The 24648-nt window shown below is 41.7% G+C and carries 28 protein-coding genes, 1 pseudogene and 1 riboswitch; of the genes and pseudogenes, 18 read left to right on the top strand and 11 right to left on the bottom strand.

Going from position 1 to position 24648, the window contains the following annotated elements:
- Positions 1–99: 99 nt before the first annotated feature.
- Positions 100–405: a hypothetical protein gene (locus BLP85_RS08595; RefSeq protein WP_092819698.1), complete on the bottom strand. Its 306-nt coding sequence runs from the start codon at positions 403–405 to the stop codon at positions 100–102.
- A 205-nt stretch (positions 406–610) separates the two neighbouring features.
- Between BLP85_RS08595 and BLP85_RS08590 the strand changes: the two genes are divergently transcribed.
- The 5 genes from BLP85_RS08590 to BLP85_RS08570 all read left to right on the top strand — a co-directional run bounded on the left by BLP85_RS08590 (position 611) and on the right by BLP85_RS08570 (position 5510).
- Complete coding sequence (locus BLP85_RS08590) at positions 611–976, top strand: lysozyme inhibitor LprI family protein (protein ID WP_092819697.1); 366 nt, start codon at positions 611–613, stop codon at positions 974–976.
- 102 nt (positions 977–1078) lie between these two features.
- On the top strand, positions 1079–2089 hold the full coding sequence (prmB, locus tag BLP85_RS08585; protein WP_092819696.1) for a 50S ribosomal protein L3 N(5)-glutamine methyltransferase: 1011 nt from the start codon (positions 1079–1081) through the stop codon (positions 2087–2089).
- A gap of 12 nt (positions 2090–2101) precedes the next feature.
- Positions 2102–3196, top strand: coding sequence for a chorismate synthase (gene aroC / locus BLP85_RS08580; protein WP_092819695.1), 1095 nt, complete (start codon positions 2102–2104; stop codon positions 3194–3196).
- Positions 3197–3307: 111 nt separating this feature from the next.
- A complete protein-coding gene (locus BLP85_RS08575; protein ID WP_092819694.1) occupies positions 3308–3850 on the top strand; it encodes a GNAT family N-acetyltransferase in 543 nt (180 codons plus the stop codon).
- Positions 3851–4028: 178 nt separating this feature from the next.
- Positions 4029–4117: riboswitch (glycine riboswitch) on the top strand.
- A 148-nt stretch (positions 4118–4265) separates the two neighbouring features.
- Positions 4266–5510 carry a D-amino acid dehydrogenase gene (locus BLP85_RS08570; RefSeq protein WP_092819693.1) on the top strand — a complete coding sequence of 415 codons (1245 nt, stop codon included), beginning with the start codon at positions 4266–4268 and terminating at the stop codon, positions 5508–5510.
- Between the two features lie 78 nt (positions 5511–5588).
- Here BLP85_RS08570 and BLP85_RS08565 read toward each other — a convergent pair whose 3' ends face one another.
- Positions 5589–6137, bottom strand: a complete 549-nt coding sequence (locus tag BLP85_RS08565) for a hypothetical protein (protein ID WP_092819692.1) — start codon at positions 6135–6137, stop codon at positions 5589–5591.
- Entirely contained in the window at positions 6130–6780 is a 651-nt protein-coding gene (locus BLP85_RS08560) for an A1S_1983 family putative colistin resistance protein (RefSeq protein ID WP_092819691.1), read from the bottom strand. The genes BLP85_RS08565 and BLP85_RS08560 overlap by 8 nt, the downstream gene beginning before the upstream one ends.
- 99 nt (positions 6781–6879) lie before the next feature.
- Between BLP85_RS08560 and ispF the strand changes: the two genes are divergently transcribed.
- On the top strand, positions 6880–7371 hold the full coding sequence (gene ispF / locus BLP85_RS08555; RefSeq protein ID WP_092819690.1) for a 2-C-methyl-D-erythritol 2,4-cyclodiphosphate synthase: 492 nt from the start codon (positions 6880–6882) through the stop codon (positions 7369–7371).
- Here the strand turns inward: ispF and BLP85_RS08550 are convergent.
- From BLP85_RS08550 to BLP85_RS08540, 3 genes are all read right to left on the bottom strand, one after another.
- The gene (locus tag BLP85_RS08550) at positions 7359–7883 is read right to left on the bottom strand and encodes a protein tyrosine phosphatase family protein (protein ID WP_092819689.1); all 525 of its coding nucleotides are present in this window, start codon (positions 7881–7883) and stop codon (positions 7359–7361) included. The two genes, ispF and BLP85_RS08550, sit on opposite strands and share 13 nt — an antisense overlap.
- 61 nt (positions 7884–7944) lie before the next feature.
- Positions 7945–9036 (bottom strand): 3-deoxy-7-phosphoheptulonate synthase, encoded by a 1092-nt coding sequence (locus BLP85_RS08545; RefSeq protein ID WP_131272825.1) that lies wholly within the window; start codon positions 9034–9036, stop codon positions 7945–7947.
- Positions 9037–9163: 127 nt separating this feature from the next.
- Positions 9164–10054 carry a sulfite exporter TauE/SafE family protein gene (locus tag BLP85_RS08540; protein ID WP_092819687.1) on the bottom strand — a complete coding sequence of 297 codons (891 nt, stop codon included), beginning with the start codon at positions 10052–10054 and terminating at the stop codon, positions 9164–9166.
- Between the two features lie 712 nt (positions 10055–10766).
- On the opposite strand from BLP85_RS08540, the gene lpxB reads away from it, so the two are divergent.
- Positions 10767–11966: a lipid-A-disaccharide synthase gene (gene lpxB, locus BLP85_RS08535; protein ID WP_092819686.1), complete on the top strand. Its 1200-nt coding sequence runs from the start codon at positions 10767–10769 to the stop codon at positions 11964–11966.
- Here lpxB and BLP85_RS08530 read toward each other — a convergent pair.
- Positions 11963–12886, bottom strand: a complete 924-nt coding sequence (locus BLP85_RS08530; RefSeq protein ID WP_092819685.1) for a cupin domain-containing protein — start codon at positions 12884–12886, stop codon at positions 11963–11965. The genes lpxB and BLP85_RS08530 overlap by 4 nt on opposite strands.
- 192 nt (positions 12887–13078) lie before the next feature.
- Here BLP85_RS08530 and BLP85_RS08525 point away from each other — a divergent pair, with 192 nt between their 5' ends.
- From BLP85_RS08525 to BLP85_RS08485, 9 genes and pseudogenes are all read left to right on the top strand, one after another.
- Positions 13079–14293 (top strand): alkane 1-monooxygenase, encoded by a 1215-nt coding sequence (locus BLP85_RS08525; RefSeq protein ID WP_092819684.1) that lies wholly within the window; start codon positions 13079–13081, stop codon positions 14291–14293.
- A 250-nt stretch (positions 14294–14543) separates the two neighbouring features.
- Positions 14544–15008: a MarR family winged helix-turn-helix transcriptional regulator gene (locus tag BLP85_RS08520; protein WP_092819683.1), complete on the top strand. Its 465-nt coding sequence runs from the start codon at positions 14544–14546 to the stop codon at positions 15006–15008.
- Positions 15009–15445: 437 nt separating this feature from the next.
- On the top strand, positions 15446–15913 hold the full coding sequence (gene ybaK, locus BLP85_RS08515) for a Cys-tRNA(Pro) deacylase (protein ID WP_092819682.1): 468 nt from the start codon (positions 15446–15448) through the stop codon (positions 15911–15913).
- A 244-nt stretch (positions 15914–16157) separates the two neighbouring features.
- Positions 16158–17376: pseudogene (locus BLP85_RS08510) on the top strand (MFS transporter).
- A 212-nt stretch (positions 17377–17588) separates the two neighbouring features.
- A complete protein-coding gene (locus tag BLP85_RS08505; protein ID WP_409449182.1) occupies positions 17589–18218 on the top strand; it encodes a 2'-5' RNA ligase family protein in 630 nt (209 codons plus the stop codon).
- Positions 18215–18733, top strand: a complete 519-nt coding sequence (cobU, locus tag BLP85_RS08500) for a bifunctional adenosylcobinamide kinase/adenosylcobinamide-phosphate guanylyltransferase (protein ID WP_092819680.1) — start codon at positions 18215–18217, stop codon at positions 18731–18733. Before BLP85_RS08505 ends, cobU begins: the two co-directional genes overlap by 4 nt.
- Positions 18733–19785, top strand: coding sequence for a nicotinate-nucleotide--dimethylbenzimidazole phosphoribosyltransferase (cobT, locus tag BLP85_RS08495; protein WP_092819679.1), 1053 nt, complete (start codon positions 18733–18735; stop codon positions 19783–19785). The genes cobU and cobT overlap by 1 nt, the downstream gene beginning before the upstream one ends.
- 27 nt (positions 19786–19812) lie before the next feature.
- A complete protein-coding gene (locus BLP85_RS08490) occupies positions 19813–20421 on the top strand; it encodes a histidine phosphatase family protein (protein WP_092819678.1) in 609 nt (202 codons plus the stop codon).
- Entirely contained in the window at positions 20418–21167 is a 750-nt protein-coding gene (locus BLP85_RS08485) for an adenosylcobinamide-GDP ribazoletransferase (protein ID WP_092819677.1), read from the top strand. Before BLP85_RS08490 ends, BLP85_RS08485 begins: the two co-directional genes overlap by 4 nt.
- A 68-nt stretch (positions 21168–21235) precedes the next feature.
- Here BLP85_RS08485 and BLP85_RS08480 read toward each other — a convergent pair whose 3' ends face one another.
- Entirely contained in the window at positions 21236–21928 is a 693-nt protein-coding gene (locus BLP85_RS08480; protein ID WP_092819676.1) for an LrgB family protein, read from the bottom strand.
- A gap of 1 nt (position 21929) precedes the next feature.
- Positions 21930–22364 carry a CidA/LrgA family protein gene (locus BLP85_RS08475; RefSeq protein WP_092819675.1) on the bottom strand — a complete coding sequence of 145 codons (435 nt, stop codon included), beginning with the start codon at positions 22362–22364 and terminating at the stop codon, positions 21930–21932.
- Between the two features lie 96 nt (positions 22365–22460).
- Here BLP85_RS08475 and BLP85_RS08470 point away from each other — a divergent pair, with 96 nt between their 5' ends.
- Complete coding sequence (locus tag BLP85_RS08470) at positions 22461–23360, top strand: LysR family transcriptional regulator (RefSeq protein ID WP_092819674.1); 900 nt, start codon at positions 22461–22463, stop codon at positions 23358–23360.
- A gap of 171 nt (positions 23361–23531) precedes the next feature.
- Positions 23532–24014, top strand: a complete 483-nt coding sequence (locus tag BLP85_RS08465) for a winged helix-turn-helix transcriptional regulator (protein WP_092819673.1) — start codon at positions 23532–23534, stop codon at positions 24012–24014.
- A gap of 17 nt (positions 24015–24031) precedes the next feature.
- Here the strand turns inward: BLP85_RS08465 and BLP85_RS08460 are convergent, their stop codons facing one another.
- Entirely contained in the window at positions 24032–24343 is a 312-nt protein-coding gene (locus BLP85_RS08460; protein WP_092819672.1) for a TusE/DsrC/DsvC family sulfur relay protein, read from the bottom strand.
- 13 nt (positions 24344–24356) lie between these two features.
- Positions 24357–24641, bottom strand: coding sequence for a DsrH/TusB family sulfur metabolism protein (locus BLP85_RS08455; RefSeq protein WP_092819671.1), 285 nt, complete (start codon positions 24639–24641; stop codon positions 24357–24359).
- Positions 24642–24648: the final 7 nt, after the last annotated feature.

Raw genomic sequence — 24648 nt, 5'->3', positions numbered from 1 at the left:
AGTGACACCTGCGCTTTGATCATAGACTTCCGATGACATTTATCAGGATTAAAGATAGGGATAGAGCAGAAAACCTGCTGCTCAGGGATGAGCTGAGATTTACATCCGAAATTGAATTTTAATATCGCTTTTCTGCTTTAATAAATTTTTATTGTCCTGAATATGTTTAAAAATCATGGCTTGAACCGTGTCATGCTGAAAACCAAGCGCATAACCTTTAACAATAATGATGCTTGGAAAACTAAAAAACAGATATTTTGCATCATCCTCGGATGGGCTGCTATGAATGGCGTGTTCAAGTAAAGTGTGTTGAAAGAATTTTTTTTCCTTCTGTACCTGTGCAGAATCGGTATCATTCCAGTAGTTTTCACGCATTGCCATTAAATTATTGTGTTTGTAGCTCATAAAAATAAAAATATTTTGTAGAAAAAGAATTGAAAATATATGGGGATATTTTAGTCAGATTCAATATGCAATTTGAATGAATTTGTTATTGGAGCTGAGGTCATAAAGGCTAAGCTTATAGGAATTTGCACATGATTGATGTAGTATCAAAGGATAAGCACAATAATAGTATTTAAATTTGAGTCATTTAAGACAGGGGAATATTATGCGATTGGCAATATCTGTGATGCTGAGTCTGGCTGCTTTCTGGTCAAATTCAGTTTTAGCTCAAGGCTATTCTGACGAATATAATAAATGTCTCAACACTTCTTATGGTGAAATTGAAACAGTCAAAAAATGTGTCGACAAAGAACTGAAAAATCAGGAAAAAATTTTAAATAAAGCTTATAAGGGCTATATAAATAAGAATGTGGTTAATCAAAGTAGTATCGAGCAACAGCATAAACTTTGGCTTAACCGTGTGGATCAAAAATGCTATTTTAAAGTAACATCTACCTATATGGCCGTTAAACAATCCAAGTGTGTACTCGAAATGACAATGGAGCGTACTTACTATTACCAGGCCAAATAAATTCGCCATAGATATTTGTTTTTAATCTGGTCGAAACATTATAAAACCCCGCAAAACAAGGTATCATAAGGCGTTTTAAAATTGACCTTGGAGATGCCTTAAGTGGATCAACTGACTATTAGCCCTGAACATTTACAGGAAGCCGCTGAAAACCTAAGCACAATTCGCGATTTTATCCGTTTTGGTGTTTCAGCTCTACGTCAATACGATGCACACTTAGGTCAAGGTACAGAAGATTTTTTTGCTGAAAGCTCGGCTTTAGTCCTGCAAACACTGGCATTGGACTGGAATGCCAACCCGGAAATTTTAGATGCGAAATTGTTGCCAAGCGAAAAGGCAGAATTTATTAGCTTGCTGGAGCGTCGTATCAATGAAAAAGTGCCCACCTCTTATTTATTAAATCTGGCTTATTTCTGTGGTAAACCGTTTTATGTTGATGAACGTGTACTGATTCCGCGTTCACCAATTGCAGAATTGATCAATCAACGCTTTGCACCTTACTGCCTAGATGAACATGGCCAGATGCGTGAAGCTTTGAATAATCTTCCGGAAAATGATCAGCCACAAACTCCGCGTCGTATTTTAGATATGTGTACCGGTTCAGGCTGTATCGCAATTGCTTTGGCTTATGCATTCCCTGAATCTGAAGTGGATGCCACCGATATTTCTAAAGAAGCTTTGGAAGTGGCTTCTATTAACGCTGAACATCACAATATGCAATATCAGGTTGCCTTGATGGAATCCGACTTATTCGCCAAAATTCCTGCCGAAAATCAATACGATTTAATCGTATCCAATCCTCCCTATGTGGATGCTGAAGATATGGCAGATTTACCGGCAGAGTTCCTGCATGAACCTGAGCTTGCACTCGCTGCGGGTCAAGATGGTCTGGATCTGGTGCGTAAAATGCTGGCACAAGCGGCAGATTATTTGACTGAAGATGGTTTGATTGTCATTGAAGTGGGCAATTCTGAATGGGCGATGAAACAGAATTTTAATACTGTGGATTTCCATTGGCTCACTTTCCAGAATGGCGGTTCAGGCATTTTTGCTTTAACCGCAGAGCAATGCCGTAAATACCGTGATTTATTTGTACAATCTGTTCAAGCATAAGGAGTTGTGAACATGGCGGGTAATAGTATTGGACAACTGTTCCGTGTAACGACTTGCGGAGAATCTCATGGCGTTGGCCTGATGGCAATTGTCGATGGTGTGCCGCCCGGGATTGAACTGACTGAAGCCGATTTACAAAAAGATTTGGACCGCCGCAAACCGGGCACTTCCAAGTTTGCAACTCAGCGTAAAGAGCCGGATGAAGTCGAAATCATTTCCGGTGTTTTTGAAGGTAAAACCACAGGTACATCGATTGGTTTGTTGATTCGTAATACCGACCAGAAATCGAAAGATTACGGCAATATCGCGCAAACTTTCCGTCCGGGGCATGCTGATTATACCTATACGCAAAAGTATGGTTTCCGCGATTATCGTGGCGGTGGCCGCTCAAGTGCGCGTGAAACAGCAATGCGTGTAGCTGCGGGAGCAATTGCGAAAAAATATCTGGCTGAAAAGTTTGGTATCGTGATTCGTGGTCATGTGACGCAAATCGGTACTGAAAAAACCGAAAAACTGGACTGGAATGAAGTTCCAAACAATCCGTTTTTCTGCGGTGATATCGATGCCGTGCCACGTTTTGAAGCTTTAGTGACTTCATTACGTGAACAAGGTACCAGCTGCGGTGCGAAGCTGGAAATTCTGGCCGAGAATGTTCCTGTAGGTTGGGGCGAGCCGGTATTTGATCGTTTAGATGCAGATATTGCCCATGCCATGATGTCTATTAATGCTGTTAAAGGCGTGGAAATTGGTGATGGTTTTGCGGTTGCCGAACAGTTTGGTCATGAATCGCGTGATGAATTAACCACAGATGGATTTCTGGCCAATCATGCCGGCGGTATTCTGGGCGGAATCTCAAGTGGTCAAACCATTCGTGTCGCGATTGCATTGAAACCGACTGCAAGTATCACGACTCCAGGTAAAACCATTAACATTCAGCGTGAAGATACGGACGTGTTGACCAAAGGCCGTCATGACCCGTGTGTAGGCGTACGTGCAACGCCAATTGCGGAAGCCATGTTTGCCATTGTACTTATGGACCATTTTATGCGCCATCGTGCACAAAATGCCGATGTTGTTGCACCGTTTGCTCCAATTGAGCCTAAGTGAAGAGCTTTTGTGATCCCCTAAAAAACCAGACGCCAAGTCTGGTTTTTTATTGCTTGATTTTTTAGCTATTATTTATGATCGTTTCTACGAAACAGAAATGTTTAGAAAAAAATGAAAGCATTAAAATATAGATTGGCAAATGCCAATGATGTTAAAACGCTTGTTGTATTGATCAATCAGGCTTATCGCACAAATACTGGTCGCAGTTGGACCAATGAGCAGCATATTGTCACTGGAGACAGGATTAATGCCCAGCAGCTAAAGCAAACCTTGGCACAAGAGAATTTTTGTCTATTTATAGCTGAAATGGTCGAGGATTTAGAATCGGTTTTAGTGTCATGTATTGGCTTAACTTTTCTACAGAATAGTGTCGAAATAGGTACTTTTTGTGTAGCTTCAGCTTGGCAAAATCAGGGCATTGGAAAGCAGATGCTAGCCCATGCTGAAAGGAAAGCTTTAGAAATCTTTCCGGCATTCCAACAGTATGAAATGTATGTACTGCATGTAAGAACAGAGCTGATTCAATATTATGAACGCTGTGGCTATTCAAAAACAGCATGTGTTGAGTCTTATCCGATTGGCGCCAATGTAGGGCAGCCCTTGATTGATCTGCAATTACAACAGATGTCAAAACCGGTGCTAAAATTGGGATAGGTGAAACATTCAAAACAGTGCATCTTGTGGATATAAGAGTTTAAGCTGAATCATTAAATGAAATTTTTAAATATAAGTATTTGAAAATAATATTAATTTTTATTGAAATAACAGTGCTTAACAAATAAATGAATTTAGTGCTCGCGCATGGTATAAAAATTGCTCATATTAATAGAAGCAAATTATTGCAGGAGAGATGTTCTTCTGTGAACACGCCGAAGGAGCAACGACCCGGAAACTCTCAGGCAAAAGGACTGTAATAATTTCAAAAATCTGGAGAGAAGCATAGCAACATATATGCTCACCGAAGGGGATGGTCGACGTTATGGATAATAACGAGATGATCGAAGCTCTCAGGTAAAAATGACAGATGGGGCGCATAGAAATGTAAATCTACATTTCCAAGGAGTGTGCTATGTGTCATATCGTTGTGATTGGATCCGGCATTACCGGAGTTACCACGGCCTACGAACTCGCCAATTTAGGTTATAAAGTCACGGTTCTGGATAAGCATTTGTATCCTGCCATGGAAACTTCATTTGCCAATGGCGGACAACTTTCCGCGTGTAATGCGGAAGTGTGGAATCAAAAAGCCACCGTACTGAAAGGTATCAAGTGGATGGCGAATAAAAATGCACCCTTATTACTCAACCCATCTTTCGATTTGCATAAATATGGCTGGTTGATGGAATTCGTGGGCAATATCAAACATTATGAAGCCAATACCCGCGATACCGTTAAAATGGCACTTTTAGCGCGTGAGCATTTATTTGCTGTTGCTGAAAAAGAACATATTCAGTTTGATCTGGAGAAACGCGGCATTCTGCATTTTTACCACAGCAAGCTGGATTATGAGATCGCCACCAAAGTGAATGATTTATTGACCACGGGAGGGCTGGAAAGAATAGCAGTTACTCCTGCAGACATCAAAGCCATCGAGCCAAGTCTGAAAGGTGAATATTATGGCGGTTTTTATTGTCCTGGGGATGCGACAGGTGATATTCATAAATTTACCAAAGGTCTGGCTGAAGCCTCTGAAAAATATGGGGTGAAATACCTGTTTGGGATGGAAGTCACCGATGTAAAACACCATAAAAAAGGTGTCACTGTGCTTTACCATGCCAGTAATGAAAATATGCATTTGGATGCAGCTGTGGTGGAATCTTTAGAAGCTGATGCCGTGGTGGTGTGTGGCGGTGTGGGAAGCTATCATTTGGCAAATTTACTGGGTGATCGGGTCAATGTCTATCCTGTGAAAGGATATTCGATTACGCTGCATCTGAATGATGAAGAAAGTGTCAGAAATGCGCCGTGGGTCAGTTTGCTGGATGAAAGTGCAAAGATTGTGACTTCACGTTTAGGTGCAGATCGTCTGCGTGTAGCCGGAACGGCAGAATTTAATGGTTATAACCGGGATATCCGTGCCGACCGTATTCAACCGCTAACAGATTGGGTGAATAAAAACTTTAATATTACCACTGAAAATGTCGTCCCTTGGGCAGGTTTACGTCCGATGATGCCCAACATGATGCCGATGGTCAGTCGCGGTCGCCGTGAACGGGTTTTTTATAATACCGGACATGGCCATTTGGGCTGGACTTTGTCTGCAGCGACAGCAGTGATGATTAGTCAGCAAGTCGCGTCGCAGCATCCTGTTTGAGATATTAAAAAAGCATGAAGTTCATACTTCATGCTTTTTATGATTCTATCTATTTTGGTTAATTAAATTCTGTGAGATCTAAAAATGATAATTATAAGAACTTTTAAGCCAAATATTATTAAAATTTTCCCAGTTAAGTTTACCGTTTGGCGTATAGCCATCTAAAGAACCAATTTTGATTTTATCAAATAGGAAATCATAGTGAAGCTCTGTTAATTTATCGTATTCATGTTTTTGTTTATCGGATGGAACTGGATATTTACCATTCCAAATAATGGATTCAGTAAAAAATTTTAAAAATTTAGATTCTTCATCAGTAATATCTATTTGTGCATCTTTCGCAAGAATGATTAAGTTGTGAGTGGATTTAAATTTTATATCTTTTCTTACACAGATAGCTTTGTAAAGAACCTCTAATGAAAGTCCACATAACATGGGAAAAACAGGATAACAAGCGATCCCCATAGAAAAGCCACTGCCTAATTTTAAATGTTCAGCAATATTATTATCTGAATCCCTCATGGCAAACCATAGCGCACCAGCAGAGGCTCTTAAATCATTTGATTTGTTATACCAATATTGATGAGTCTTTTTTCTAAATTCAAAAAAACCGATATCTTCAATCATAAAGCCGGTATATACCTGCAAACCGTTCACAGCCTTTTTGTTTGGTTGTAACCGATAAAATTGCCTTGTTAAAATCGAAATGGTATTTGCAATCATGTTCGTTATCGACAATCTCACTTTTCTGGTCAGCCGTGGTATAGGCTAGAAAGGGGATCGTTTGTGTTTCCAGTTTATTGTTTGGATTACGGTAGGCAATCCCTTCAATTTTAATTTTATCTTTGGTGAGCTGATGCACCTGTAAATGTACAGGTTGAGTGGCAAATTGGCCATTTTCAAATTTTAAATAATGATTGGTCAGGCTCTGGTTTAATGAGGTATAAAAATTCAGATCTTCAATGCGTATTTCAAATTGCTGCTTATAACAGTCCAGACTTTTACAGAGTTGTAAACGTTTAAGCCATAAATGATGGGTATCTTCCAGTAAGCGAACTGGTGCATCGCTGACCAAAAATGCCGTAATATAGTGGTTACTCAGTTTTTCTCGCGATTCCGCAAAATTATCAGCGCAAATTTTTTTCATTGAGGCTGTATCAGGCCGTGTACAGTCAATGTCTTGAGCATATGCCATGGTTGAGCACAAACAGCCAATACTGAATAATGTGCCTAATGTTTTAATGAGATTAATATCGGTATTCACCAGCATGATCGCTTATAATTTCACTATGTTGCGCTGCCGTAACTATAGCGAAATAGAAAGCGTGAATACAACATCTCAATTATTTATTTCTTAAGGATGCTTAACGTGGTCGCACAAATTCGAATTGGTCAGGGAATGGATGTACATGCCTTTGAAGAAGGGGATTTTGTTACTCTGGCTGGGGTCAAGATTCCGCATACGCATGGCTTAAAAGCACATTCGGATGGTGATGTGGTATTGCATGCACTCTGTGATGCCTTGTTGGGGGCTTTGGCTCTGGGCGATATTGGACAGCATTTTCCCGATACCGATGCAAAATTTAAGGGAGCAGACAGCCGGGTATTGCTGAAACATGTTTACCAGCTGATTCTAGACCGTGGCTATGTATTGAATAACGCAGATATTACCGTCGCCTGTGAGCGGCCAAAGCTGGCCAAACATAATCTGGAAATGCGCCAAAGTATTGCAGACGTTCTGGATGTAGAAGTGACCCAGATTAGTGTAAAGGCAACGACTACCGAAAAACTGGGGTTTACCGGACGTCAGGAAGGGATTCTATCGATGGCAACAGTACTGATTTCACATCAGGCAAAATGATCTGGTTGGCTCAACGACTGTTGTAGTTCCTGGGTAGCTTTACGACCTTGCAGTTGTAGGGCTACTGCATGGATTAAACCGGTCCAGGTTTCATTCGGTTCCCAAATACTGTGCATTAACTCCTGTGCCGTAGGCATGTCCATATCCATATAATATTGACGATATAAATACATCAGGCTGCTGACATGATGGTTGGTTGCACAGTGAACCCAAACCATCTGTTCTTGTACTAAATGATTGAGCAGGTCCAATACCAGTAAACACTGGTCATCAGAAGGTGTTTCTGCTGAAATGGGCAGCTTAATATAATTTAAACCTAAACCTAAACAAATCTTATCTTCATGGTCGAGATGCGGCTCGGCATCAGACAATGCCAGATTTACAATGGTCGTAATTCCATATTCTTTAATCAGCTTGAGCTGTTCCGCCGTAGGCTGAGCAGAAGTGAATAGATGCTCGTGAATAAACTGGAAATTTTCAATATGGCTAAGGGCATTTTCAATTTCATTCATAAGAAAAAATTCCAAAGGTTAAAGTAGAAACGCCATCTGTTCAGATGGCGTTTTAAATCTCTTAGCGATTTGGTAAAACGTCTTTCAATGCTTCATGCATATCGAGCAGGGCTTTTTCAGTGGTTTCCCAATCGATACAGCCGTCAGTCACCGATTTGCCATATTCCAGATCATCCAGATTGTCAGGAATATCCTGACGACCACCTTTCAGATGACTTTCAACCATAATACCAACAATGGACTTGTTGCCATCCTGAATCTGTTCAGTAATGTTTTTCAATACCAGTGGTTGCAGGTACGGATCTTTGTTGGAATTGGCATGGCTGGCATCAATCATGATCTTGTTGCTGACTTTGGCTTTAGCCAAGGCATTTTCAGCTTCTGCAACAGAGCCTGCATCGTAATTCGGCTTGCCATTACCACCACGCAGTACCACGTGTGCATACGGGTTACCGCTGGTACGAATCACCGAAACCTGACCTTGGTCATTCAGGCCAAGGAAGCTATGGCCATGTTTAACCGACTGCATGGCATTGGTTGCTACGGTTAAGCCACCATCGGTACCATTTTTAAAGCCTACCGGAGAAGATAAACCTGAAGACATTTCACGGTGCGTCTGGCTTTCAGTGGTACGTGCACCAATCGCTGACCATGAAATCAGGTCTTGATAATATTGTGGTGAGTTTGGATCGAGTGCTTCAGTGGCACATGGCAATCCTTTTTCATTTAGTTCAACCAAAAGCTGACGACCAATACGAAGACCTTTTTCAATATTGAAAGAGTCATTCATGTCAGGGTCATTAATCAGACCTTTCCAGCCTACTGTGGTACGCGGTTTTTCGAAATAAACGCGCATGACAATATAAAGGCTGTCTTTCACTTTTTCGCTTAAAACTTTGAGACGATCGGCATATTCGTGCGCAGCGACAGTATCATGAATTGAGCAAGGACCAATAACGACAAATAAGCGTTTGTCTTTACCATCCAGGATATTGCGAATAGTTTCACGGCCTTTAAGGACGGTTTGATAGGCATGCTCAGTCAGAGGTAACTCTTTTTTTAATTCAGCTGGAGTCACAAGAGGCTGAATGCTTTGTACATTCACGTCGTCGATGTCAGATTGTGTAATAGGTTTTGACTGTAGTGTATTCATTGCCGTCACTGGTTCGATCATACAAAAGTTTATTTCATAACCCGAATATAACACGAATATACGTTCACAATGTTATAAAAAAGATCAATATATAGGTCAAAAAAAAGTGATGAATCGTATAGTTAAATTACACAAGCGCCGATTTTTCAACAATGATCACTTGCGCCGTAGCCGGTTTTGCAACAGGTTTTGCCTTGACCGGGTGCAGCATGAAATTCATGCCTAATGCAAATAGGGTAATACCCAGAATCTTGCGGATAATTTTCTCAGGCAGACGGGAACTGATTAAAGTACCCACCACAATTGCAGGAATGGAACCGACCAATAACCAGCCAAGCAAGTGTAAATCGACATTACCGGAACTCATGTGTCCAAGACCTGCAACCAAAGTCAACAATACAGCATGCACAACATCGGAACCGATAATCCGGATCATCGGTAAATTCGGGAACATCAGCACCAGTGCCATAATACCGAATGCACCAGCACCGACTGAAGATAAGGTAACGAATATACCCAATACAATGCCCATAATCACGATATAAGCACGTTTGTCTTTCGCCTGGAGATTGACCTTTTCCATATCCTGGGTCATATCCAAAGGGACATCTTTACGCAGCTTGTTAAAGAAGCGTTCAATATGACCGCGGAACACGATAGAAACACCGGTCAGGGTCAACATAAAGCCCAAAACCATGGTCAAGACAGCTTTGTAGCTACTGGATTGGCTAAGATAGTTTTCCAGTACCCAATGCGTTGCAAATGAGGCAGGAATACTGCCTACAGCAAGCCAGATCACAATTGGCCAGACAATATTCATTTTTTTTGCATGAACCAGAGACCCGCAGAATTTTGAAATCGCGGCATACAGCAAGTCGGTGCCAATGGCTATGTGCGGCTCGATTCGAAACAGGCTAATCAGGATGGGAGTCATTAAAGAACCGCCACCTACACCTGTAATTCCCACGCAGAAACCGACCAAAACACCCGCTAAAATAAATTCCAATGGACCAAACATGGTTATATGCCAAATATCAAAAAACGTGCATATGTTATGACTTTTCCATATAAGTCGTTGTCTTGATTATTGATTTGCTTATTCTAAAAAGAGATAAAGCAGGATGGATATTTTTTCTTTTACCTTATTTCGTGCGTTTAGGATTTTGTATCGTGGAGAGTATTAAACATAGAAAATTCAGCAGGATATGAATTCTTTAAATATAGATCGGAATAATGAAAGTTGATTATATGGCAGTTTAACTTAGACGATATTTGGGCGACTGTTATGGGATACTATTTTCATAAAAAGTTTCGATCGCCTTTTTTATAGTGGAACTATTCATATAGGTACAATTTGCAGTCTATTTTTTCATGAATATAAAGGATGCGATTTGCCTTTAAAACCAGAACTGGTGGCTGCTGTAGCGTCATGGTTTTAAGTTAAGCGGGAACCCTATATTGAGACAAAGTATAAGAATGAAGAACTGAACATTAATGCAGAATATCAGGCTGAAAGAAAATGTTTGTTTGCCCATCGCCACCGTAACTGAAAAAATGGTAAAACCTGTTGTTGAAGCCAAGTATGTATCGAACGCAAATTTTTCCCTTACACGACAACTAAATTGATTGCGTTGCTATCGTTTAAAGAGATCAATGCTTAGTCATGTAAACTCAAAGGACTATGCTAAAATATTGAACTATTCAGCCGAAGGACGTATGGGGAAAAACACTTGCAAAATAGAAAACTAAAAATTGGGATGGTGGTTGGTGAGGTTTCAGGCGATACCCTGGGCGCTAAGCTGATCCGTAGTTTTCGTGAGCAAGGCATAGATGCCGAATTTGAAGGCATCGGTGGTCCGCAGATGATTGCTGAAGGTTTCAAAAGCTATTATCCGATGGATATTTTGTCTGTTATGGGCATTGTAGAAGTTTTAAAAGATCTTAAAAAACTTTTTGCAGTGCGTGATGGCTTGCTTGAAATCTGGAGCAAAGAACCGGTGGATGTCTTTGTCGGTATTGATGCGCCAGACTTTAATTTAAGGTTATCTAAAAGCCTGAAACAGAAAAATCTGCCTATCAAAACCGTGCAATATGTCAGTCCTTCAGTGTGGGCATGGCGTCAGGGGCGGGTACATGGCATTAAAGCCAGTATTGATCTGGTGCTGTGTTTATTTCCTTTTGAAAAAACCTTTTATAAAAAATTTGATGTACCGGCTGCTTTTGTCGGGCATCCATTGGCTAGCCAGTTGCCTTTGCAAAACCCGCTGATTGAAGCGAAGCAGGAGCTGGGACTGAATGTGGAACATAAGCATATTGCACTGTTACCGGGTAGCCGACGTGGTGAAATTGAAAGATTGGGTCCATTGGTACTTGATGCAGCCAAAATCGTGAGTCAAAAGCACCCTGAATATGTGTTTCTGATTCCTGCAATTAATGATGCACGCAAACAGCAGATTGAAGCCTTGCTGCAACAATATCCTGCTGATTTAGTGGATAAAGTCTGTTTGCTGGACAATACCGATACGGAATCGAAAATTGGCCGTCAGGTGATGAATGCCTCTAATATTGTGGCCTTGGCTTCAGGAACGGCAACACTGGAAGCCATGCTGTTACATCGGCCGATGGTGACTTTCTATAAACTGAACTGGCTGACCTATCATCTGGTCAAGTTCCTGATCAAGATTCCATATTACTCCTTACCGAATATTATTGCCGGGAAAAAGGTCATTCGGGAACTGATTCAGCATGATGCAACGCCAGAAAATCTGGCTGCCGAAATTGAAAAACTGATGAATATTGAAACCGCACAAATTCAGGCCATGCAGCACATCACCATGCACAAGCAGTTACTTTCCGGAAATAGTGAAGATCCGGTTCAGGCGATTCTGAATATTTTAAATGCAGGCACAGCTGGATCAGGCATAACTTAATGGAACTGCTGGCGATATTGACTCGGGGTTAAATCAAACAGGCGTTTAAAGGTCTGGCTAAAGGCCGTTTCGGAAGAATAGCCGACCCGATGGGCAATCTGCTGTATGGATAATTGTCCTTCACGTAAATGCTGCGATGCCAAACGGAAACGGTATTGCTGTAGATAAGCCAGTGGGGTTTCACCGACTATGCTGCTAAACAAGGTGGCGAACTTGGAGCGGGACATGCAACATTGTTCAGCCAGACTTTCTACCGTCCAGGCCTGTTCCGGTTTGCCGTGAATCGCAGCTAAAGCATTGGCCAGTTCGGTATGGGAAAGTGCCCGTAGCCAGTTATTGGAATCGCTTAACTGGGCAATATAATCGCGTACGCATTCAATAAACAGAATACTGACCAGATGATCGAGAATTTTGTCGCGGCCTGGTTGAATTTGATAGGCTTCTACGGCCAAAAAATGTAATCCGATTTGTAGCCATTCAGGGGCGGTACTGCCGGTAATATGCTGAATATGGATGTAGTCGGGCAGGGCATTCAGTAAAGGACGTGCCATAATGGTATCAATATGACAACGAATGGCCAGAATCAGTGCAGGTTCACCACTGGAACTGCCAAATTCGATGGTTTCTTGCCTTCTTTTATCAAAAAAATCATTAATATTCAGTGCCTCAAGCAAATTTTCCTTATTATCACTGCGGCAAATATGGCTTTGTCCTGAAGGGATCAGGATTAAATCTCCTGCTTCTAGCTGCAACAATTTTTGTGATTCAAACTGGATGTTGAGGGTGCCCACCAGAACCACATAGCCAATCATGGCATCCTGCTCCTGATATGCATAGGCCCAGTGACCTTGTGGTTTTAAATAAATGTATTCAGATTTATTCAGATGAATATCGTCAAAAATTTTGCTTAAGGCATCCATGTCTTATCGTTCTGTCATCATCTAATAAAAATTATAAAAAGCCTTGATTGATATCCGCATGTGTTTTCAGGTCAAATATTGGCTAGATATGCCAAGGACGTTTGCATAGCTTTTTTGGACGTTTACAACTGTTCTTGAGGACCTATTTCTAGAAATATAACGTTAGAACAAAAAATAGGGAAGGTCGCCAACATGAATGCACCAGTAAATTTAAATCAAACTCCAATTCAGACCCTGCCGAATGCTTCAGGTTTAGCCCTCGATAAAAAACGCTACTGGTGGCTGCTGAGCCCCGGTTTACCGGTGATCGGGATGGGGATTCTGGCTGGCTACCAGTTTGGTCCTAAAGCCACGAAAAAAATCTTTGCTTTAGGGGGACCCTTATTGCTGCATGTGATTATTCCAACTGTTGATGCTATTGTGGGCAATGACAGTAATAATCCTAGCGATGAAGAAATCAAGTCACTGGTAGCAGACCCTTATTATGACCGCATTGTAAAATTGTTTATTCCCTTGCAGATGGCGGCGAACCTTTTTGCCGGTTATGTGGTGAGCCGTAAAGAAACTTCTTTTATTGACCAGATCCTGCTGGGTATTTCCATGGGCGCGATTAACGGTGTGGGTGTGAATACCGCACATGAGCTGTCGCACCGACCGGATAAAAAGGATCATTATCTTGCCCATGCGACATTAACACCGCTGTTTTATAATCACTTTCGTGTTGAACATCCGTATGGGCACCATAAACGTGCGGCCACGCCTGAAGACCCAGCCTCTTCGAAAATGGGTGAAACTTTCTATGAATTTTGGCCAAGAACGGTATTTGGTGGAATTAAATCCTCCATTGAAATTGAGAAAAACCGTTTGAAACGTAAAGGCTTATCTTTCTTTAGCAAGGAAAATGAATTGTTTCAAGGCTGGGCCATGAGTGCCGCTTTCCATGCCAGCATGCTGAAGCTGTTTGGTAAAGACGTGATTCCTTATTTGGCCACGCAGGCATTTTATGGAATCAGTTTGTTTGAAATTATTAACTATATTGAACATTACGGTTTAATGCGCGATAAAAAGGAAGATGGGACTTATACACGGACCATGCCTGAGCATAGCTGGAACAATAACAATATTACGACCAACCTATTTTTGTACCAGTTGCAGCGTCATTCCGATCATCATGCCTATCCGACACGTCCATTTCAGGCTTTACGTCACTTTGATGAAGCACCTGAATTGCCGAGTGGTTATGCTACCATGTTATTGCCGGCTTTAATTCCATCGCTCTGGTTTAAAATGATGGATAAACGCGTTTTCGACCACTATAAGGGTGATTTAAATAAAGCCAATATTCATCCAAAACGCCGTGCCAAGATATTCAAGAAGTTTGGATTGTCACTACAAAATGAAGAGTGATTAAAATAGTAGTGCAATGAAAAACATCATGAAAAAGCCCAGTTGTTGAATTAGGGCTTTTTTATTTTATAAGAATTCTGTTGGACAACATTAAATATTTTTGTAGACTTTTTAATCAATTTATAAGAATATAAATGCTTCAAATAAGCAATAAAAATAATTTAATATATTGCTAAAAAAACGACTTTAAAACAGACTTAAGAAATTTAAAATTATTTTAATTAAAACAATAGATTAGGGGTTTTTGACCATGACAAGTAAGTACAGTAAATTTTTTTCCGCAGCATCTGAATTTAATTTAGATAATTTTCCATACTACTGGATTACTCAAGTACATTCTCAATATGTGCAGAATGTGGATCATGCATTAAAAAAATACGGTTTAGACAATTCTCGTCGGCGTATCTTGTTAGCTTTAAAATCAAAGCCCAATGCGAGTGTATCCGACTTATCCGATATGTTGATTTTCAAGATGTCGACGACGACCAAAATTATTTACCGTTTAAAAGATGAAGGCTTGGTAGATACTTATTGTTGTGAAGAGGATGCGCGAATTACCCGTGTCGTTTTAACTCATATGGGCGAGCAAATGGTGGAAAAAATTAACGATCTGAGTCATATCGTTTTAGATCAGTCTTTTGAGGGGTTGACGCCGCTACAAATTGAAAAAATGTTGGACAGCCTTAAACTTATTTTCAGAAATTTGGCTCATTAATTTTAATCTTATCAATTTAATATCATCAAGAAAGCGTGGATGTCGTATCCACGCGTTCTTTTTCTTGTCGGCTTTGCTCTTTTAAATTAAAAATCATACTTTGATGCACTTTAATTTAAGCCTAGGCATCTCGCTATAGCAGCTTAGCTGGGGAAAATCCGTTCTCCCATTAAAAGAAGCCAGATATCAAGTATCACAATAAAGGCTTGTAAAAAATGCTGGGTTTGCTTGAAAGTGGAATAGGTATAGCAGCAGGCATTTGTTTAGGGTTTAGCCATATCCATCATCTGACTTTTAACATACATATCCTGAGAAAATTTTCAATTTTCATAAACTGATGAAATTTAATCATGAACTTAAAATAGCCTAAGTATGCTAAACATTCACTTTTAAAAAGCCTATAATTTATTTAACCTGTTTTTAATATCATCGAAGAAATGACCCCTGCTTGCAAAATTTTAAAATCCAATAAAATTGAATTCTCTATTCACGAATATGAACATGATGCCAATGCCAAAAGTTTTGGTCTGGAAGCAGCCGAAAAACTCGGTTTGAGTGTTGAAGAAGTTTTTAAAACGCTGTTGGTGACGGATGACAAGAACTATTTTGTCGCGGTATTACCGGTAAATCACCAATTGAATTTAAAGAAAGTCGCGGCAGCAGTCGGCTGTAAAAAACTGCAAATGGCCGATCCGAAAAATGCGGAACGCTTGACTGGCTATCTGGTCGGAGGAATTAGCCCGGTTGGACAGAAGAAACGCTTAAAAACAGTGATCGATGCTACGGCACAAGACTTGCCAAAAATATATGTCAGCGGTGGAAAAAGAGGCCTGGATATTGGCCTGAAACCGCAAGATTTAGCGCAGATTTTGAGTGCACAGTTTGCAGATGTGCTGGATTGCTAAAATATCAAATGAAGTGATTCTGATTAGCCCTAAAGAAATTTAGGGCTTTTTTTGTGCAAGTTTTGGCGATTGGCGGTACTGACAAAGCCCAGCAAGATGCGATTAAATAGGGTTTTGTTTACCCATACTGAACTTATGGCCAAGGCTCTGATCTGAAAGGTACTATCACATCTTAAAAACACCCGCATAGATTGCCTCTAATTGCTTGTAAATGTAGACCTGTATTAGGAATTAAAAATAAACAATGGATAAAAATAACAAAATCTTTATTGCAGCAAGTCTAGCCAATGGGGCAAGTTTTTCAATGATTTTACCTTTGCTGGCACCTCGGGTTCGCCAATTAAAGCTGTCGGAATTGCAAGGCGGTGCCATGGTATCGGGTGGGGCCTTACTGATGGCGATTGCGGCAATTTATATTTCTAAAAATCAAAATAAATTTTCGATATACCAGTTGCTTAGTCTTGGCTTTATGGGTATGACCATGACCTGGGGCATTTTTACTGTCGTGCTGTTTTATGGCCTGTGGGTTCAGGTCTCGTTAATCAGTCTGTTTGGCTTGCTCATGGCGGAGCGTGCAGGAACAGGGGGATTTATGGCTATGCCGCAAATTGCGCTACAAACCTATGTGATGACCCGTTATACCAATGAACAGCAACGCAGCCAGACCATGTCAACATTTGGTGCCTTAAATAGTGTAGGGGTAATCGTCGGGCCTTTTTTAACAACTTTACTATTGGCATGGGGCATCTTGGCGCCTTTATGGGCTGCGATTATCATTTTAAGCTTAATTAGTCTGGTGATTGTGTTTGGATATGAGCGAAACAGCTCATTGCAATCTTCAAAGCAGGACCCTGAGCTTTGGAAACCCGTCGCGATTTGGACTTTTCCATGCAGCAATGTTTTGTCTGGCTGCTGCTTGGTTTTAGTCTCTATTTGGCAATTGTGACAGTGAATCTGACGGCTGGTTTTTATATACAGGATCATTTTCACATGAGCATTGCACAAAGTGCCGTGTACTTTTCCCAGTGTTCTTTAATTGTCGGTATTGCCTTAGTGATTATCAAAGCCTGATTTCTAAGTATCTGCAATGGTCCGTTTATCGCCTGTTATGGGTGGGCCTGCTGTGCATGACCGCAGGACTGCTCATTTCTGTACTGACCGAGCATATCCGTATTTTTCAGTACAGTTATATTCTTTATGGAATTGCAGTGGCATGCCAAATTCCTGCTTTTACCACCGGAGCGGCACAAAATGCACCGAAAACCCTGCAAGCCAAGGTTGCCAGCTGGTGTACTGCAACCCAAGCCTTAAGTTTTGTTTTAGGCCCGATAGTGAGCACCGGCCTGTATCAGTGGCATAAAAGTTATCCCTATTATTTTTTGCTGTGCTTAATGCTGGGTTTAATGATCTATTTTTCAATGCAAGTATTGCTGCAGGAAAAGAAAAATATCATTGAATCATGAGAATATAACAGATGGCTAAAAATTTATCGGGCTGATCTCGAAGAGAGGAATATATAGGGCTATTGGTCTGTAAAAAATAGCCGTTCGCAGTAGAAGGTGCTGAAAGAGCTGAATAAATTTCAGCACAGGCTGAATATTGTTAAACCAATACTTTAATCAATTGCATCAAATTCATGGTTAAATAACGTAATTGAATTTAATGTGAATTTTACGTGTTTCTGAAACCCTCTATGCCGGTCGTGCCTACGCTTGCACAGGACTATCCTGAGTGGCATAAAGGGCGCACGGATTATTCACTCTGGTATCTGGAAATACAGCAGCCCGAATTGCTGCATTATTTACATCATCTTCGTCAGCACTTTTCCGACTTGCTGTACGCGCCAAATACGCGCCAGTTTCATATCACCTTATTTATTTGCGGATTTTTGACTGCCCACCCACAGGTTTGGGATGACGATTTTAGCCATCAGCAATTACAGCAGCAGATTGAAATTTTAAGGCCGCAACAAAGATCTTCATTTAAACTGAAGTCCGGACGCTTAAATAGTTTTGAAAGTGCACTTTTTATTGAAATTGAGGATATTGAAGGAAGCCTGGCCGAGATCCGTCAACAGTTATATGCCTGTTCAGAAGAGGTTGCACCCTTACAATATTGTCCGCATATCACTTTGGGTTTATATAAAGATACTATCAATAGTGATGCAGTTTTTGAGCGCATGCAACATATTTCACAGCAGCAATTTGAATTTCAGAACCGGCAATTAACATTTGGAACCTATCATGCACAAACGTTGCAGGGGCCATTAACACCGTACCATCAATTTATTTTGGGTGATGCATGATCCAACTCATTTTAGGCGGCGCCCGTTCTGGCAAAAGTCGTCTGGCAGAACAAACTGCCCAAGATTCAGGCCTGGCTGTAACTTACATTGCAACGGCCCAGGCTTTAGACACAGAAATGCAGCAGCGAATTGCCCATCATCAGATGCAGCGTCCTGCCGATTGGCAGCTGGTTGAAGAACCTTACTTACTGGCGGAGCGATTACAGCAAATTGATGCAGCCAATCAGTTGATCTTGGTCGATTGCCTGACCCTATGGATGAGCAATCTATTGATGCATGAAGATAAAACTCTGCAAGCCACCGAATGTCAAAAATTACTCGATGTGCTGCCAGGCTTACAATCACAAATCATTCTGGTAAGCAATGAAACCGGATTGGGCGTTGTTCCCATGGGTGAGATCAGCCGTAAGTTTGTGGATGAATCCGGACGGTTGCATCAGCAACTTGGCCAGATTGCCGACAAGGTGGTTTTTTGTGTGGCTGGTTTTCCAATGATTTTAAAAGGAGAGAAATAATGAACTGGTGGTTAGATGCGTGTAAAACGCCAAGTGCAGAAGCCAGACTACAGGCTGCAGAGCGTCAATTACAGCTCACCAAACCGACCGGTTCACTTTCCGAACTGGAAAATGTAGCGATTCAACTGGCCAGTTTGCAAAACACTCCGCGCCCGAACATTGATAAACCGTGGATTACCATTTTTGCCGGTGACCATGGGGTGATGGAAGAAAACATTTCAGCCTATCCGCAAGCGGTAACCCGGCAGATGCTGCAAAATTTTACCGGTGGCGGTGCGTGCATTAGCGTGATTGCCAAAGAATACAATGCCAAACTGCAAGTCATTGACTGTGGTTCTGTTGGAGATGCCTATGAATATGCAGGAGTAGAACGACATTGCATTATCCCGGGTACGGCCAACTTCGCCAAACAACCGGCCATGACCGAAGCGCAATGTGCTGAAGCCATGCTGCTGGGAGCAAAAAGTGTAGAGCAAGCCGTTGCGTCTGGGGCTTCTATTTATGTGGCTGGGGAAATGGGCATTGGCAATACCTGTTCTGCTTCAGCCGTTGCCTGTTTCTTGCTGAATGAGCCTGCCGAGCAATTGACCGGCGTGGGTACCGGCATTCGTGAAGAACAGCTCAATCACAAAAAAAATGTGATTAATCAGGCTTTGGCTTTACATCAGCAATATGTCGGTCAGGATACTTTCAAGGCTCTATGCGCAGTAGGTGGACTGGAAGTGGCTGCAATGGTCGGTGCTTATATTCGCTGCGCACAGCTGGGTTTGCCTATGGTGGTCGATGGCTTTATTACTACGGCATCTGCATTGGTAGCCGTACGCTTAAATCCGGCCGTACGTGAATGGATGCTGTTTGGTCACCAATCGGCTGAATATGGGCATCAGCGTTTATTGCAGGAACTGAATGCCAATCCGTTGCTGAAGCTGAATTTACGCCTGGGAGAAGGCAGTGGTGCCGGTGCAGCTTTAGGAATCATCAAGTTAGCCTGTAGCCTGCATAACAATATGGCGACTTTTGCCGAAGCCGCCGTGACGGGTGAAAAAGTTTAATCTACCTGGATTTAAAGGTGATTTAAGATGTACAGGATTGATCTACTGCGTCATGGCGAGACAGAGCTGAGCCATACTTTGCGTGGATCGACTGATGATGCCCTGACGGATTCAGGCTGGCAACAAATGCGCCACACGGTAGATCAGTTCTTAAAAAATAATTCACCTAACCCCTGGGATATTGTGTTTAGTTCACCTTTGCAGCGCTGTGCTTTATTTGCAGATGAAATTGCAAAGCAGTTACAGCTGGAGCTAATCCAAGATACCAATTTACAGGAAATGCATTTTGGCGATTGGGAAGCGGTTTCGACTCAAGAGATCTATGAAAAGCAGCCGGAGGTATTGGCGCAGTTCTGGGAAACGCCAACCCGATTTAGTCCACCCAATGCAGAAACCATGCAGCAGTTTCAGCAGCGTATATTAAATGCAATGCGACAGATCCAAGGTTCCATGCAGCAAAGTCACTTGAGCCATGCCATGGTCGTGACGCATGGCGGGGTGATTAAACTGTTAAAATGTCTGGCATTACAGCAACCCCTAGATAATATTTTAAAAATGTCTGCTGAACTGGGGCAGTTGAATCATTTTATTTTGCATGATGATTTAAGCCTTGAATATGTGGAGCAATCCGGATGACACCATTTTTTATTGCGCTGCAATTCTTAACCACATTTCCGGTTCAATTAAAACAGATGCCAACTAAACAGCAAAATGGTCAATCATTGCTGTTTTATCCAGTGGTCGGTTTACTCATTGGATTCATCTTGTTTGCACTTGCAAATCTTTTACATGCTCTGCCCATCATTTTATTAAGCAGTGTAATTTTAGTGGCGTGGATCTGGCTGACAGGTGGCTTGCATCTGGATGGTCTGGCCGATACTGCCGATGCCTGGGTGGGGGGATTTGGTGATCCTGAACGTACCTTGGCCATCATGAAAGATCCGAGCTGTGGCCCTATTGGCGTGCTCAGCTTGATTATTCTGTGCCTGCTGAAATGGTCTGCGCTGTATATATTATTGCAGCAGCACTTATATTCAGCCCTGATTTTATTTCCGCTATTGGGTCGTTTAGCGCCGTTATTTTTATTTTTAACCACCCATTATGTGCGCGAAAAAGGTTTAGGGTCTGCAATTGCAGAATGTATTCCGAAAACTGCCGCCCTTATTGTATGTGCATTAAGTTTGCTTGCATCGGTATATTGGGGATGGGCTGGCATCATGAGTGCCATAGTGATGACAGCTAGCCTGCTGTATTTAAGACACAAATTTATCCAGCGTATTGGTGGTATTACCGGTGATACGGTAGGGGCAAGTATTGAAATTTGCGAGGCGGTGAGTTTTTTGGGCTTCGTTGTAGCGAGTTTTTATTTAACCCTCACATGATTTGAAAATGGGAAGTGAGCAGCCTGATCATCTCGACAGCATCACTTCCGTATCATGGGCATTGTCATTTATAAATAAGTGACGACCATGGAAACAATTGCGGGTCCAAGCAGCACCATAAACACGCCTGAAAGAACCATGGTCAAGCATGCGACCACGCCTTCCTCACGATGACGCATAAACGCTTTACTGGTCCCAAACCCATGCGCTGCATTACCAAAAGATGCACCCTGAGCAAAACGTGAATTGAGTTTAAGTGCCAGTAGAAGCAGATCGCCCATGGCTACGCCGGCAATTCCGGTAATCATGGTAAATAAAATCACCAGTTCAACCGAACCGCCTATATGGGAAGTAAGTTCCATGGCAAAGGGCGTCGAAATGGAACGGGCCATTAAACTGTAAGACGTGGCCTGGTCAAAATGAAATACTCTTGCCAGATAAAATGCGCTGATCACCCCGACAATCATGCCCACCACAATGCCTAAACCAATTGACAATGCATGTGCCTTAATCACTTGACGATATTCATAAATCGGAATGGCAAAGGCAATGGTCGCAGGTCCCAACATCCAGATCAGCCACTGATTTTCCAGCATATAGGTGTCGTAGGAAATATTGAAGGCCAGCATCAATATCATCAGGATAAAGGGCACAAAAATACCCGGTGCTAATAGCATATAGGGATATTTTTTATGCAGTTTTTTAGCCAGTACATAACAGATGAGTGTCCCGATAAAACATATAAACGCAGTCAGGTTCATGTTATTTCCCCTGTTCTAACAGGTGTCGGGATTGTGATTTATGCTTTAAACGGTCTTCCAGTTTAAAGCCGAAATATACGCTATAGGCGGTAGCCAGCATCACGCAGAAAGTGCCGATGACCACCGATAAAATCAGTTGCCAGCCTTGAGTTAAAAGCAGGTCTTTATATTTAATGATGCCAACCACACAGGGAATAAATAACAGCACCAGTTCACCGAGAATAAAATCTGAACCGGTTTTAATCCATTGCAGTTTAAACAGGCCGCTCAGCAAAGCCATGAACACCAGTAACAGGCCAATAACCCCAGCAGAAACCGGTAAATCAAGCGCTTGTTGAATGAGTGAGGAAAGCCACCAGATGAGGATCAGCAGGCTAAGCTGTAGCACAACCTGGGCAATATAAATTGGTTTAGAAGATCGTGAGGAAGTAGACATAATCAGCAAATATAAAAACTTGAAGTTATTTTAAATTTGACCCTGTGCTCATATTATGAATAATAAAAAAAAGATTATGCTTAAATGGAATGATAGGTGGATATCAAGAGTCTGACCATGTTCGTTAAAATTGTGCAATTGCAAAGTTTTACCCGAACTGCTGAGGAGATGTGCCTGACCCAACCCACCATCAGTAAGGCCATACATCACCTGGAACAGGAAATTGGGGTGGCTTTATTTCATAAGGGAGATGCCGGGCGTAAGCGTGAGGTTGCCTTAACCTATACCGGTGAACAGGTGTACCAGCATGCTTTGGGCATACTGGAACAGCAACAGCGTATTTTTGAAACGGTGGCTAAAATCCGCCAGCTCAAACAGGGCAAATTGACCTTGGGTTTACCGCCATTAGGTTCAGTTTTACTGAGTAGTTTAATTGCCAAGTTTCACAAGCAATATCCACATATCGAATTAAGTTTTCTGGAAGTCGGTGCCGCTGCAATTGAAGAGGCCATTTTGGCGAAAAAAGTCGATGTGGGCATTTTACTGGGGCATTTAAAACCTGTGCTGAGCGGTATCCCGATTATGGATTCGCCCTTATGTCTGCTTTCTCGAAAAGAAACCCAGTGGAAGAGCCGACAAACCGTAAAATTGATTGAATTAAAAGAAGAGTCTTTTTTACTTTATGATGATTCCTTCAGTTTAAACAATGTGATTATTCAGGCAGCGAATTACGCCGGTTTTGAACCGCATGTGGTCTGCAAAAGTAGCCAATGGGACTTTATTGCCAAAATGGTCGAATCGGATGTCGGGATTGCTTTATTACCCAAAATTTATTGTGAACAGCTGGATCAGAAAAAATATAACATCAGCCTGCTGGAAAGCCCTCATCTGAACTGGACGCTGAGCATGGCCTGGAATACCACTGTTGCCATGAATCCAGCCACGCGAGCATGGTTAAAAATTATTGAGGAAAATCAGGATGAAATTCATTTTTAAACAATATTTTAAACAAGATGTTTGGTAAGGAAAGGGCACTAAAAATATGCTCTGGCTACAGGTTAAATCTGGAAATTTGAACTAAACTTTATACAGATTCAGATTACATGTCTTTTCATCTTCACAGGAATACGGTAACTTTTCTGAGCTAACTTTTGTTGATGATTTTTTATGAAATGGGATGAGATTGGAACGCAACCATGTTCAATTGCCAGAACCTTATCGGTGATTGGTGATCGCTGGACATTATTGATTTTGCGCAATGCCTTTTTGGGCACGCGCCGTTTTGAATCCTTTCAACAGAATTTAGGCATCACCCGGCATGTATTGTCAGAACGTTTAAAGCGTCTGGTCGAACATGGCATATTGAAAAAAATGCCTTATGTGGAGCGTCAAGAACGCTACGAATATCATCTTACTGAAAAAGGTCTAGCACTTTATCCAATTTTAATGTCTATGGCGCATTGGGCAGATCAGTGGATGAATGAAGGTTTAGGACAGCCCATGCAATATATGCATAAAAGCTGTGGTCATAAAATTACCCCGCGACTGGTGTGTTCCGAATGCCATGAAACCCTACATGCCAAGCAGGTTAAAGCCGAATTGACGCAAGATTATTACGACTATCTGGAACGGCACAAAATATCGTCCTGAATCTTGAGCTTCAGAATTTATAGGCAATTCGGCGGTTTTGGAATACCGGCCAGACGGCTTAAATGGCGTGCCACCAGACCGGTATTAAATTGCTCTTGCAAGACGGCATTATTAATCTCGGCACTAACAGTTTTCATCAGGAACTTGATCAGCGGGCGTGTTGCCGGTGAATGCCCAAACTGTTGGTAAAACTGGCGTACGGCATGTAAAATCTCAAAATGCCACGCTGTAAGTTGCAGCTCCAGCGTATTGGCTAATTCTTGAGCCACTGCTTCATTCCAAATGGTGTAATCGACGAGGTGACCATCTTGATCGAGTTCTAAATTCATCATTAATCTCAAATTAGTTCAAGCGAATACAGCGGCTATGGTCCAGGCAGAGATCTGCAAATTCTGCATAAGAAATCAGCTTTAAATTTTCGGTGGTTTGTCCTGCCAGAATTTCCGCATCGGTGTCCAGTACATAGACCTTGTTCAATGCTTGCAGAAAAGGATGCTGTAGTTGCAAGACCGATTCACCCATCATCACAACCGTATCTTCAGGGCTGTAAAGCTGTTGCAATTTGCTCAAAACATTCGGGGTCGCTGAAAAAGTACTTTGCACCAAATATAAGCTTTTATTCGACATAATCAGT

The organism is Acinetobacter kookii, from assembly GCF_900096895.1.
Classification (GTDB): Bacteria; Pseudomonadota; Gammaproteobacteria; order Pseudomonadales; family Moraxellaceae; genus Acinetobacter; species Acinetobacter kookii.
Note: the sequence above shows the minus strand (reverse complement) of the source record. Positions and strands in the feature narration are given on the sequence as shown.